Origin of the sequence: Gemmatimonas sp., from assembly GCF_044344655.1 — a bacterium.
Classification (GTDB): Bacteria; Gemmatimonadota; Gemmatimonadetes; order Gemmatimonadales; family Gemmatimonadaceae; genus Gemmatimonas.
In genome coordinates this window covers 37631-49785 of sequence record NZ_JBIJCN010000004.1, presented here as the reverse complement: position 1 = coordinate 49785, position 12155 = coordinate 37631, and the positions used below count along the sequence as shown (strand labels likewise).

Annotated in this window: 11 protein-coding genes; 6 read left to right on the top strand and 5 right to left on the bottom strand. The window is 68.4% G+C overall.

Annotated elements, in window-relative coordinates:
- Positions 1–75: 75 nt before the first annotated feature.
- The 5 genes from hppD (at position 76) to apaG (ending at position 5717) form a co-directional block, all read left to right on the top strand.
- Positions 76–1200, top strand: coding sequence for a 4-hydroxyphenylpyruvate dioxygenase (gene hppD / locus ACIQ51_RS02695; protein ID WP_396203460.1), 1125 nt, complete (start codon positions 76–78; stop codon positions 1198–1200).
- A 38-nt stretch (positions 1201–1238) separates the two neighbouring features.
- Positions 1239–2432, top strand: coding sequence for a homogentisate 1,2-dioxygenase (locus ACIQ51_RS02690; RefSeq protein ID WP_396203459.1), 1194 nt, complete (start codon positions 1239–1241; stop codon positions 2430–2432).
- A gap of 5 nt (positions 2433–2437) precedes the next feature.
- Positions 2438–3628: an aminotransferase class I/II-fold pyridoxal phosphate-dependent enzyme gene (locus ACIQ51_RS02685; RefSeq protein WP_396203458.1), complete on the top strand. Its 1191-nt coding sequence runs from the start codon at positions 2438–2440 to the stop codon at positions 3626–3628.
- A gap of 191 nt (positions 3629–3819) precedes the next feature.
- Positions 3820–5310, top strand: a complete 1491-nt coding sequence (locus tag ACIQ51_RS02680) for a glycoside hydrolase family 10 protein (RefSeq protein WP_396203457.1) — start codon at positions 3820–3822, stop codon at positions 5308–5310.
- Positions 5307–5717 (top strand): Co2+/Mg2+ efflux protein ApaG, encoded by a 411-nt coding sequence (apaG, locus tag ACIQ51_RS02675; protein WP_396203456.1) that lies wholly within the window; start codon positions 5307–5309, stop codon positions 5715–5717. Before ACIQ51_RS02680 ends, apaG begins: the two co-directional genes overlap by 4 nt.
- A 39-nt stretch (positions 5718–5756) precedes the next feature.
- On the opposite strand, the gene ACIQ51_RS02670 is transcribed toward apaG, so the two are convergent.
- A complete protein-coding gene (locus tag ACIQ51_RS02670) occupies positions 5757–6215 on the bottom strand; it encodes a hypothetical protein (RefSeq protein WP_396203455.1) in 459 nt (152 codons plus the stop codon).
- A complete protein-coding gene (locus ACIQ51_RS02665; protein ID WP_396203454.1) occupies positions 6212–7102 on the bottom strand; it encodes an NAD-dependent epimerase/dehydratase family protein in 891 nt (296 codons plus the stop codon). Before ACIQ51_RS02665 ends, ACIQ51_RS02670 begins: the two co-directional genes overlap by 4 nt.
- Before the next feature lie 118 nt (positions 7103–7220).
- On the opposite strand from ACIQ51_RS02665, the gene infA reads away from it, so the two are divergent.
- A complete protein-coding gene (infA, locus tag ACIQ51_RS02660) occupies positions 7221–7442 on the top strand; it encodes a translation initiation factor IF-1 (RefSeq protein WP_396203453.1) in 222 nt (73 codons plus the stop codon).
- Positions 7443–7491: 49 nt separating this feature from the next.
- On the opposite strand, the gene ACIQ51_RS02655 is transcribed toward infA, so the two are convergent.
- From ACIQ51_RS02655 to ACIQ51_RS02645, 3 genes are all read right to left on the bottom strand, one after another.
- Positions 7492–8511 carry a tetratricopeptide repeat protein gene (locus ACIQ51_RS02655; protein ID WP_396203452.1) on the bottom strand — a complete coding sequence of 340 codons (1020 nt, stop codon included), beginning with the start codon at positions 8509–8511 and terminating at the stop codon, positions 7492–7494.
- Positions 8512–8635: 124 nt separating this feature from the next.
- Positions 8636–11410 (bottom strand): ABC transporter permease, encoded by a 2775-nt coding sequence (locus tag ACIQ51_RS02650; RefSeq protein ID WP_396203451.1) that lies wholly within the window; start codon positions 11408–11410, stop codon positions 8636–8638.
- A complete protein-coding gene (locus ACIQ51_RS02645; protein WP_396203450.1) occupies positions 11407–12138 on the bottom strand; it encodes an ABC transporter ATP-binding protein in 732 nt (243 codons plus the stop codon). The genes ACIQ51_RS02650 and ACIQ51_RS02645 overlap by 4 nt, the downstream gene beginning before the upstream one ends.
- Positions 12139–12155: the final 17 nt, after the last annotated feature.

Below are 12155 nucleotides of genomic sequence, written 5' to 3'. Positions count from 1 at the left end.
CCGCGTGACGTCCGGTCAGGGCGCACGCGTGTCCGCGTTGTTTCCCTCCTCACGATCTACACTCCAGGTGCACGCATGGCCACACTCACGCTCCCCGAATCGGCGGCCGACCAGGACGCGTTCCCCATCAACGGGACCGACTACGTCGAGTTCTACGTTGGCAACGCCAAGCAGGCGAGTCATTACTACCGTTCGGCGTTCGGCTACTCCCTCGTGGCCTATCGCGGCCCTGAGACCGGGGTGCGTGACCGCGCCAGTTATCTGATGCAGCAGGGCAAGATCCGGCTCGTGCTCACCACACCGCTGGCCCCCGAGTCGACCATCGCGCAGCATGTGCACCGGCATGGTGACGGGGTGAAGGACTATGCCCTCTGGGTCGACGATGCACGCCTTGCCTACGAGACGGCGCTCTCGCGCGGCGCCATCCCCGTGCAGGAGCCGCAGGTCCTGCAGGACGAGCACGGCGAGGTGGTGATTGCCGCCATCGGGACGTATGGCGACACCATCCACTCGCTCGTAGAGCGCCGCAACTATCGCGGGGTGTTTCTCCCGGGCTTCGTGCCGGTCACCCCGCACTATCAGCCGGCCGACGTGGGACTCCGGTTCGTCGACCACTGCGTGGGGAACGTGGAGCTCGGGAAGATGAACGAGTGGGTGGCGTACTACGCCAACGTGCTCGGCTTCCGGAACCTCATCACCTTCGACGACAGCGATATCAGCACCGAGTATTCCTCGCTCATGTCGAAGGTCATGGCCAACGGCAACGACAAGATCAAGTTCCCGATCAACGAGCCCGCCTCGGGGAAGAAGAAGTCGCAGATCGAAGAGTACCTCGATTTCTATCGCGGACCGGGGGCGCAGCATCTTGCCCTCGCCACGGATGACATCCTGTCGACGGTGCAGGCGCTGCGGGATCGCGGCGTGGAGTTCCTGTCGGTGCCCACGTCGTATTACGACGAGCTGCAGGCGCGCGTGGGGACGATCGACGAGCCGGTCGAGGAGCTCGCGAAGCTCGGCATTCTCGTGGATCGCGATCCCGACGGCTATCTCCTGCAGATCTTCACCAAGCCCGTCGAAGACCGCCCGACGCTCTTCTACGAGATCATCCAGCGCAAGGGCGCCACGAGTTTCGGCAAAGGCAACTTCAAGGCGCTGTTCGAAAGCATTGAGCGCGAGCAGGAGCGCCGCGGCAACCTGTAGGCTGGCAGCTCCCCTTCTTCGCATCCTCCAAAGACGCCATGCCCAACTATCACCAGCTCGGCTCCATCCCGCGCAAGCGCCACATCGTCTTCCGACGCCCCGACGGCGGTCTCTACGCCGAAGAACTCATGGGGCACGAAGGATTCGTCGGTACGTCCTCGCTGCTGTACCATACGCACCCACCCACCACGTACATCGCCGCGCGCAAGATCCGCGACTGTGCCTGGGTAGAAGACAAGGACACCTCGCTCCGGCATCGCCACTTCCTCACGTCGCGCGCGACGAAGGGGGGATCCGCCTCGCTCGACCGCTTGCCGCTGCTCTTCAACAGCGACATCGGCATGTCGTACGTGGAACCCGATGTGACCGATGCGCACTTCTACCGCAACTCCCAGGCGGACGAAGTGGTGTACGTGGTGGAGGGGCACGGCGTGCTCGAGTCGGTCTTCGGTGCGTTGCCCTACAAGCCGGGCGATTACGTGGTGATTCATCGCAACATCACCCACCGCTGGCATCTCGATGCGGCGCAGGGGGCGACCAAGCTGCTGGTGATGGAAAGCCGCGGCCACGTGCGCACGCCCAAGCGCTACCGCAACGAATTCGGTCAGCTGCTGGAGGGCGCGCCGTTCTCCGAGCGCGACATCCGTCGCCCACAGCGGCTCGAGCCACGTGATGAGAAGGGCGAGTTCCCGATCTACGTGAAGCAGTACGATGCGATCAATGAGCTTGTGCTTGATCACCATCCGTTCGATGTGGTCGGATGGGATGGCTACTTCTATCCGTGGATCTTCAACATCCATGACTTCGAGCCGATCGTCGGGCGCATTCACCAGCCGCCACCGGTACACCAGACCTTCCAGGGTGACGGCTTCGTGATCTGCAGCTTCTGTCCGCGTCCGTACGACTTCGACCCCGAGGCGATCCCCGCGCCGTACAATCACAGCAACGTGGATTCCGACGAGGTGCTCTTCTACGCCTCGAGCGAGTTCATGAGCCGCAAGGGCATCGAGTACGGGTCCATCACGCATCACCCCGATGGGCTGGCCCATGGGCCGCACCCGGGGCGCACGGAAGCCTCCATCGGGGCCAAGTACACCAATGAGCTGGCGGTGATGATGGACAGTTTTCGCCCGCTCAAGGTGGCGAAGGCCGCCGTCGACATCGAGGACCCGAAGTACCACCAGAGCTGGATCGACGCGCAGCACGCGCAGTTCAGCCCGCCCACGTCGTAATCGGCATGCCGCGCTTCTCGTCGCGATTCTCCGCCTTTCCCGTCTATCCGCTGGCGCACATCCCCGCCCGCAAGAAGGCCCTCATCGCCGCCGGTGTGGACGTGATCGATCTTGGCGCCGGCGATGCCGACCTGCCGCCGCCGCCACGGGCGGTGGCCGCGCTCAAGGAGGCTGCCGACGTGCCGGCCATGCAGCGCTACGGCTTCGGGATGGGGTACGTGCCGTTCCGCGAGGCGATCAGTAGCTGGATGCAGACGCGGTTCGGCCAGCGCGTCGATCCGATGGCCGAGATCGTCCCGCTGCTCGGCAGCAAGGAGGGACTCGCCCACATCGCGTTCGCGTATCTCAGCGCGGGGGATGTGGCCATCATCCCCGATCCGGCCTATCAGGCGTATCTGGGGGGCACGCTCATGAGCGATGCGACCCCCTACGTGTATGCGCTGCGTCCACGCACGAACTTTCTCGTGGATCTCGATGAGATCCCGGCAGACGTGATGGCGCGGACCCGGGTGCTGTACCTCAACTACCCCAACAACCCCACCGCCGCGATCGCGCCCCGCGACTATCTCGAGCGCGTGGTGCGTACCTGCCGGGAACGTGACATCCTGCTGGTGTACGACAACGCGTACTCGGAGATGGGCTTCGACGGCTACGTGCCGCCCAGCATCTTCGAGATCGACGGCGCACGCGACGTGGCCATCGAATTCCACTCGTTGTCCAAGACGTACAACATGACCGGCTGGCGATGTGCGTGGGCGGTGGCGAAGCCGGAGATCGCCGGGGCCCTCACCAAGGTGAAGTCGTTCACCGATACGGGGCAGTACATGGGCATTCAAGCGGCCGGCGTGGCCGCGATCGAAAGCTGGGCTGAGTTCGTGCCGCGCAATCTCGCGGTGTTCGCCGAGCGTCGTGATGCGGCGGTGGCGGCGTTCCGCGCCCACGGGTTTGCCTGCGAAAGCCCCACGGCCACGATGTACCTCTGGATTCCGCTCCCCGACGGCATCGCGAGTGCGGCGTTCTGCGATCGGCTGCGCGAAGAGCAGGGGGTCATTGCCATGCCCGGGTCGGGCTTCGGGGCCGGTGGTGAAGGCTTCTTCCGGATTTCGTTCATCCAGTCCGGCGCGCGTATCGCCGAAGCCGCCCGTCGTGCGGGGCTCGTGCTCCGCGATATGCTGGCGGAGCCGGTGACGGCGTGATGGTCCGGGCGCGACACGTATGGCTCGCCGCGTTGGCGATAGCGGTCGCATCGTGTCGCGGCCCGGTGTCGTCGGGCGCCCCGGATCCTGCGCCACGTCCGGCCGCTGTGGCCAGCGCGTCGCGCGAGCCCGCTCGGCCAGCTCCTGCCCGAGGGGCGGCACGACCGGCACCGCGACCGGTTTCGCCGCCGGTGCCGCCGCCGGTGCCGCCGCCGGTGGCGAGCGCGGAGGCGCCGCCGCTGCTCCGCGAGTTCCGCGGCGTGTGGGTGGCCACGGTGGGCAACATGGACTGGCCCTCGAAGCGCACGCTCTCGACCGCGGAGCAGCAGGCCGAGTTGCGGGCGTTGTTCGATCGGGCCGAGGCGTTGCGCCTCAACGCCGTGATCTTTCAGGTGCGACCGGCTGGCGATGCGCTGTACGACAGCCGCATCGAGCCGTGGAGCGAGTTCCTCACCGGCACCCAGGGCAAGCGCCCCGACCCCTTCTGGGATCCGCTGCAGTTCGCGATCGACGAGGCGCATGCGCGCGGGATGGAGCTGCACGCGTGGTTCAATCCGTATCGCGCCGGTTTCACGCGGGGCAAGTCACCGCTCGCCAAGAACCATCTGGCGCGCACCCATCCCGCGCTCGTGAGCCGGTACGGCAGTTATCTCTGGATGGATCCGGGGGAGCCGGCGGTGCGCGAGCGCACGGTGCGGGTGGTGCTCGATGTGGTGAAGCGCTACGACGTGGATGGCATCCACTTCGACGACTACTTCTATCCGTATCCGGAGAACGACCGGCGCGGTCGCGAGCTCCCATTTGCCGATGCCCGGAGCTGGCAGAAGTATCGGCGCGCCGGCGGCAGGCTGTCGCGCGCCGACTGGCGACGGGAGAACGTCAACGTGCTCGTGCGCGCGCTGGAGGAGCAGATCCACAAGACGAAGCCGTGGGTGCGCTTCGGCATCAGTCCCTTCGGCATCTGGCGGCCCGGATTCCCGGCGCAGGTGCGCGGCTTCGATGCGTACGAGAAGCTGTATGCCGATGCCCGCCATTGGCTTCGCGAGGGGTGGGTGGACTACGTCGTCCCGCAGCTCTACTGGCCCACCACCAAGCAGGGGCAGGCCTATCCCGTGCTGCTCGACTGGTGGGCCCAGGAGAACGTACGGCAGCGGCACCTCTGGCCTGGCAACTTCACGTCGCGGGCGGGGATGCCCGGAGCCAGTGCGTTCCCGGTGAGTGATTTGCTCGAGCAGATCCGGCTCACCCGCCTGCAGCCGCTGGCGTCAGGGAACGTGCATTTCAGCATGACGTCGTTCCTGAAGAATCAGGCGGGGATGAACGACACCCTGCGGGTCGGACCGTATCGCGCGGCGGCGCTGCCGCCGGCGACGCCGTGGCTCAAGGCGCCGCCACCGCCGCAGCCCACCCCCCACGTGGTTCAGGCACGCGACGGCATGGCCCTGCGACTCACCCCGGACGGACGGTCCGCGCCCTGGCAGTGGCTGGTGCGGCTGCGCACGGACACGGCATGGATTACCATGCTATTGCCGGGGGCGACCTCCCGATGGACCATCCCTGCGTCGTTGTCGCCCACCAAGGTCACGGTGTCCGCCCTCAACCGCGTGGGCACTGAGAGCGCCCCGGTGTCGTTGTCCCTGCCATCCGCTTCCACTTCGTCGCCTGCCGAACGGCCCCGATGACCGAACGCGTCCCGTTCTACTATCGTATCACGTCGGGCATCCGCATTACGGTGCGCCCGTCCTATCTGCGTGAGCGATCGAATCCGATGCTCGGGCAGTTCGTCTTCGCGTATCACATCCGCATCGAGAACGTGGGAGATCAGGCGGCGCAGCTACGCACGCGCCGCTGGCTCATTCACGACGAGGCCGTCGGTGACACCGAGGTCGAAGGCGAAGGCGTGGTGGGCGAACAGCCACATCTCCTGCCGGGGCAGGTGCACGAGTACCGCAGCTTCTGCGTCCTCAAGGCACCGAATGGCTGGATGGAAGGGACCTACCGCTTCGTGGGCGATGACGGCTCGAGCTTCCTCGCCGCGATCCCGCGCTTCACGCTCGCGGCCGAGCCGCGCGCCGACACCGTGTCGTAAGGGCACGGGCGACACGGTCGCGCGCCGGGCGCCGGTCGATCACCGAGCGCCCGTCGTTACCTCGGTGAGGGCAATGACGCCCTCGAACGGCGCCATCAGCCGCGCCAGCTGCGCCCCATCCAGCAGGTCGCACACCAGCAGCGCCAGCAGCGCGGCCAGCGCCGGCTCCGCCACCGGATCGAGCGTGTCGAGCACCCGATCCTCGTCGGTCGCCTCGGCCGCCGTGGCGGTGGCCGCCGCTCCGCGGTCCCGCTGCACCAACTGCAACAGCGGCCCACTCAGCGCGTCACGCTGCGGCTCCCGCCCGCTCCGCTCGATCGCCGTGGCGAGCGCCGTTTCGGCCAGCACCCAGGCGCGCGTGGATACCTCCGCCGCATAGGCGTCGGTCACCCGCGAGCGCGCCTCGATACCCAGCCCCGCCAGCCGTACGAGAAACCGACGAATGGCCGCGGTGTTGGGGCCATACGTCTCAGGGCCCGGCGAGAGCGGCGCCCTCACGACACACCATCCCGTCCGGGCAGGGCATGCCCGAGACGACGCAGCCCCGCATAGACATCCGGTACCTCCGGGCGCCACCCGGCGTTGAGGAGTGCCGCGCTACTGATCCGCTGGTTGCTGCGGCCGGCGCGCACCGGCCCAGCGACGGCGCCGGCGGCACCCGCGGTCACTGTGTCGTCAGCGGGACGACCAGTCAACGCCTGCGCAATGTCGCCGGCTCGCACGGGCGTGTTGTCGGTGCAATTGAACACCGCCCCTGCGCCACTCGGCGGCAGCGCGAGGCAATGCGCAATGGCCGATACCACATCATCACGCCATGAGAAGTTGCACCAGATCCGGGACGGCGTGGCGCCAGCGGCGAAGCGCGCGGCGGGGTCGCGCCCGGGGCCGTACAGCCCCGCCGCACGCAGCACGTGCACCGCCCGGCACGCAGTGGCCGCTGCGAGCATGAGGCGTTCTGCGTCGAAGAGCACCTGTACCCGATCGTTGGTCGGTTCAATCAGCGTGTGTTCGTTCACCTCGCTCCCATCCTGACGGTCGTAGATGCCGGTGCTCGACACGTACACCACCGACGTGACGCCGAGTGCCTCCGCCAGGGCCGCCGCACCGCGGGCCGCGGCAGGGTAGATGGCGTAGCTGTCGCCGCGTGACGACGACGGCGCGACGCACACCACCAGATGGCGAATCGTATGCGGCAGTCGTGCCAGCAGGGACGCACGCCCCTCCCGCGTCACAGCGAGCGCGATGTCACCGGCAACCGCCGTGCACCCCGCGGGAGCCGCACTCCCCGAACGGGACAGCGTCCACACCTGGTGCCCCGCTTCGGCGAGCGCGACGGCCACGGGCGACCCCAGCCAACCGGGGCCTACCACCAGCACATCAGTCACGAGTCACTCCCCCGCACATGCGCTGGCCGCCCAGCGGGGCGGCCATATACATTGGGGCACCTTGGCCGGCACGACTCCCGCGCCGGTCCCACCTAAGGGGACAGGATCGAAGCATACAATGGGGAAGCAGGACGCGATCGAACTCGAAGGGACCGTCACCGAGTTGTTGCCGAATGCCATGTTTCGCGTGACCGTGCACAGCGGCCACGAAGTACTCACGACGCTCGCCGGAAATATGCGTCGCAATCGGATCCGCGTGTTGGCCGGTGATCGTGTCACGGTCGAAGTGTCCCCGTACGATCTGGCCCGCGGCCGCATCACGTTCCGCCACAAGAACTGACGCCACGCGGTCGCCACGCGGTCGCCACGCGAGTCACGCGCACGAGAAGTCAGCGGAGCAGCACGTACGCCGCTACGCTGCCGCCGAGTACCACCACCCCGGTGAGGAAATACAAAAGCGTGGAGCCGTCGCCCGTCTGGGTCGGCGGCTGACGCAGCCGCGCCGGCGGACGCGCGCGGCGGACCGGTGCGGCGGCACGCACGGGCGTACTGTCGTCCCGCGGTGCCTCGGCCACCGACCGATCGAGGGCCGCATCGTGGCCGTCGGCTGCCGGTGCCAGCACCTCGGCGTCGAGGAGGGGCGGCTCGATCACCGTCGTTGGTGGAATGATCGGCACCCCCGACGGCGTGGCGCGGAGCAGCCCGTCCGTCACCGATACCGCATCGCGTAACGGCTGGTCCTCCCACTCCTCCAGCGCGGTGACCGGCGCCTGCTCCTCAGTCTGCAACGCTTGGACCCGCAGCGTCTGCGCCAACGGCGCGTGGCCCGAGGCAATCTCCGCGAGCAGAGAGTCCGCGGGCGCCGTGGGTCGCTGGTGTTGGGTGAGTAGTGCGTGGAGGCGCACCAGCAGCGGCCTGGCGTCGGCGGTGTTGCCCGACGCGAGGGCGATGCGCGCGGCATTTTCGAGCACGATGGCCAGGCGGGTATCCTCCGCGCCCACATGATGCTCGACCGAGGTGATCACGTGCTGCATGAGCGCCCAGGCCTCGTGGTGCTGGCCGGCCGAGGCGAGCATCACCGCGAGGTCCATGCGGGCCCGTGCGACCGGCATGCTCTCCTCGTCGGTGAGCGTCACACGCAAGGCCGCCGCGCGCTGTTGGTACTGGATCGCGTCGTCGAGCCGCCCCACGCGGAAACACGCCTGCGCGAGATTGCCCAGAGCCAGCGCCAGTGGGTCCTGAGCGCCTGGCGACGGAGACCGTCCGAGAACATCGGCGGCCGACGCGAAGGCGTCGAGGGCCTCGCTCCAGTCGCCGTCTGCCGCGAGCCTCAGACCGCGGTCGTTGTCGTCCTGCCAGGCGTCGCGCCCTGGGGGGGGATCGGTGGGCCCTGTCGAGAAATCAGTCATGCGTTGGTTGACGCGTCGTGGAAGGCGACGTCACCGGGGGGCGCCCCTGCACGCCGGAAATGTGACGCCGGTGCCCACGGATGTGCGGCGACCCGGTTGCCGGAGGAATATGCCACAGCCGGTCCTAGCCCGGCTCGCGGATCGCGATCATCGGGGTCTCCCGGTACACGTCGCGCGATGTGAGCAATCCGATCGTCATGGTGAGCAACAGCATCCCCGCCGCGATGAACACGGTGGGGCCCACGGCGGGATCGAAGCGGTCCTCGAACACGAAGTGGGTGATCCCCCACGCGCCGGCAAAGGACAGCAGCATGCCGGTGAGGGCGCCGAGCGCCCCGAGTGCGCCGTACTCCGCGAGCAGCACGCGTGCGACCTGCGCGCGCGAGGCGCCGAGGGTGCGCAGCAGCACGCCTTCGCGCAGGCGTGCACGCCGCGTGGCGGCCACGGCGCTGAAGAGCACGGGCACACCCATGGCGAGCGAGAAGAGTCCGAGGAAGCGAATGGCGAGGGTCACGCGATCCACGATCGCGCCGATCGTCTGCCGTACGAGCGTGAGGTCGAGGCTCGACACATTCGGGAAGCGGCGCACCACGTCGCGCTGCATGGCGGCCAGCGGTGCTCCCGCCGGCACGCTGGCCACAATGACGAACTGCTGCGGGGCGCGGCGCAGCGCCGCCGGTTCGAACACCGCGAAGAAGTTGGCCTCGAACCGCCCCCAGTTCACTTCGCGCGTGCTCGTGAGCACGGTGGTGACCGGCACGCCCTGCACGTTCCAGGTGATCGTGTCACCAAGGGTCACGCCCATCTCGCGGGCGACATCCTGTTCGAGCGATAGTTCGAAGGGGGCCTCGGGATGTGCAGCGCGCGCGGTCGCACGCTCGTCCGCCGAGGCGAACCACGCTCCGCCCGTGATCTTCTCCGATGGCTGCAGCGCGTCGCGGTAGGTCGAGCGATACTCGCGCCGCAACGCCCAGCCGGCGCGCCGCACCGTGGTGTCGCGCTGCATGCTGACCACACTTTTGCCATTGATCGCATCCACGCGCATCGTGACGATCGGCGTCTGCTGCACGACGGGGTGCTGTCGCGCGCGCAAGATGGAGTCGAGGGGGGCCGCCTGATCCTCCTGCACGTCGAAGAGCAGCAAGTTGCCCGCGGCAGCGTCGGCGCTTGTCTGCACCTTGCTCAACAGGTTGGCCTGCACGAGGTACACGGTACTCAGCAGGAAGGCCCCGAAGCCCAGCGCCAGCGTCACGGCACGCGTTTGGTTGGCCGGGCGGTGGAGGTTGGCAATCCCCTGACGCAACGGGAACGGCCACGACGGGCGCGTGGTGCGTCGGGCGACCGCAATGAGTGACGTGGCGGCCACCCAGAGCACCGCCACGACCGCGATGATGCCGCCGGTGATGGCCAAGCCCTCGCGCACGGTTCCGATGCGCGAGAGCACGATCCCCACGATGCTGGCCAGCAGCAGCGCATCCACGAGCAGCCGTGCGCCATCCTGCCACTCGCGTGGCATGGCGCTCGGGTCGGCGTTGCGACGGATGGCCTGCAGTGGCGACACGCGGCGCAGCGCGAGCAGTGGTCGCAGCGCGAACACCAGCGAGACCCACACGCCGGTGGCGAGTCCCAAGAGCAGCGGGCGCGGCTCCAGCATGATCGCCACGTCGACGGGGAGGAACTCGCCCATCACGCGCGGAAGCAGGAACTGCACCCCCACACCGAGCGCCGCGCCAGCGGTGGCGCCCACGAGCCCCATCGCCGCTGCCTGCACTACGTAGAGTGCGAGGACCTGCCGGCTCGTGGCGCCGAGACAACGCAGCACGGCCACGGTATCGATCTTGGCCGATACAAACGCGTTCACGCCGCTCGCCACGCCGATGCCGCCCAGTAGCAGCGCGATGAGGCCAATGATGCTGAGAAAGTCGGCGAGTCGGGCCACCGCCTCGGTGAACTCCCGCTCCGTGTCGGCCACCGTGCGGACGCGCACGCGGGTGCGTGGTGCCGAGAGCGTGGTGGGACCAGCGGTGCTGTCGGGGGTACCGCCGGCCGACGAGTCGGCGGCGGAGAGCGCCGCCGTGACCGGCAGCGTGGCGAGCGTGTCCTGCGCCTCGCTGCCTTCGCCGCCGGGGCCGCTGCGCTCTCGCTCGCCGCGGGCTTCCCGCTCCTCGAGACGCGCCGCTTCGGCGGGATCGATGCGGCGCCGGAGGGCACGCGCCACCTGCGCGGCGGCCTTCGGCGACTCGAGTGCCGCCGGAAGCCGCAGCACGATGTCATACTCGGCTCGGCTGCCGAATGTGAGCAGTCCCATGGCGGCGAGCCAGCGATCCGACACATACACGCGGGGCCCGATGACCGCCGTGATGCCCGCGTCGCCGGGCACGTTGCCCAGCGTACCGCCGATGGTGAAGGTGAGCTGCCCCAGCGCGAGCCGATCGCCGACCTGCGCATCGAGGGCGATCAGCAGCGATGGGTCCACGAACACGACCGTGTCGTCGTGGACGCGCTGCCAGCCGTTGGCGGGAACCGTTTCGATCGCGCCGTAGAACGGAAAGCCTGGTGAGACCGCACGCACCTGCACGAGACGGGTGCCGCCCGACGGCTCGGCGAGCGCCATCGACGCAAAGGTGGTCACCCGCGACGCCACCACGTTGCGCGCGGTGAGCGAGTCCACGAGCGTGTCGATCACGGCGGGAAAGGCGGCGCGCGCCTGAAGCGCCATGTCGCCGCCCAGCAGCGTGCGGGACTGCTCGCGGATGGAGCGTGTGACGTTGCCGGCGAAGGAGTCGATGGCCACGAGCGCCGCCACCCCGAAGGCGATGCTCGACATGTAGAGCGCCAGTCGGCGCCGCGCCGTGCGGCTCTCGCGCCATGCGAGGCGGAGCAGGGCCTGCGCCGTCATGCGTGGGCCGTGGAGGTGGTGGGAGTCGGGGGCGTCGGGAGCGACGCGCCGTGCATGACGTCCTCCACGATCACACCGTCGCGCAGGCGGATCGTGCGCTGCGTGCGGGCCGCGAGGCTCACGTCGTGCGTGACCAGCACGATCGTGCAGCCGCGTTCGCGATTGAGTTGCTGCAGCAGCTCCACGATCTTCTCGCCAGTGGCGCCGTCGAGATTGCCGGTGGGTTCGTCGGCGAAAAGAATGCGCGGATCATTCACGAAGGCCCGCGCTAGGGCCACGCGTTGCTGCTCGCCACCGGAGAGCTGCTGCGGAAAGTGGTGCACTCGGTCCCCCAGTCCCACGCGGGTGAGCAGGTCGCGGGCGCGCGCCGCGGCCTCCTTCACGCCCACCACGCCGGCCAGTTCGAGCGGCACCTGTACGTTTTCGAGCGCCGTGAGGGTGGGGATCAATTGAAAGCTCTGGAACACAAACCCAACTTTCTCCCCGCGGAGGCGCGCACGTGCATCTTCGTCGAGGCTGCCGAAGTCGCGGCCGTCGAGGGATACCGAGCCCCGTGACGGGGTATCGAGTCCGGCGAGCAGGCCAAGCAACGTGGTCTTGCCGCTGCCGGACGGGCCCACGATGGACACGAAGGCGCCGGCCGGCACTTCGAACGACACGTCACGCAGCACGGTGAGCGGCTCGGTGCCGCTCAGATATTCCTTGGTCAACCCACGGGCAACGAGCATGCGAGTGCAGAAAGAGA

Coding starts and splice junctions, on each gene's coding strand:
- hppD (WP_396203460.1), top strand. CDS start 76: ATGGCCACACTCACGCTCCCCGAATCGGCGGCCGACCAGGACGCGTTC.
- ACIQ51_RS02690 (WP_396203459.1), top strand. CDS start 1,239: ATGCCCAACTATCACCAGCTCGGCTCCATCCCGCGCAAGCGCCACATC.
- ACIQ51_RS02685 (WP_396203458.1), top strand. CDS start 2,438: ATGCCGCGCTTCTCGTCGCGATTCTCCGCCTTTCCCGTCTATCCGCTG.
- apaG (WP_396203456.1), top strand. CDS start 5,307: ATGACCGAACGCGTCCCGTTCTACTATCGTATCACGTCGGGCATCCGC.
- infA (WP_396203453.1), top strand. CDS start 7,221: ATGGGGAAGCAGGACGCGATCGAACTCGAAGGGACCGTCACCGAGTTG.
- ACIQ51_RS02655 (WP_396203452.1), bottom strand. CDS start 8,511: ATGACTGATTTCTCGACAGGGCCCACCGATCCCCCCCCAGGGCGCGAC.
- ACIQ51_RS02650 (WP_396203451.1), bottom strand. CDS start 11,410: ATGACGGCGCAGGCCCTGCTCCGCCTCGCATGGCGCGAGAGCCGCACG.
- ACIQ51_RS02645 (WP_396203450.1), bottom strand. CDS start 12,138: ATGCTCGTTGCCCGTGGGTTGACCAAGGAATATCTGAGCGGCACCGAG.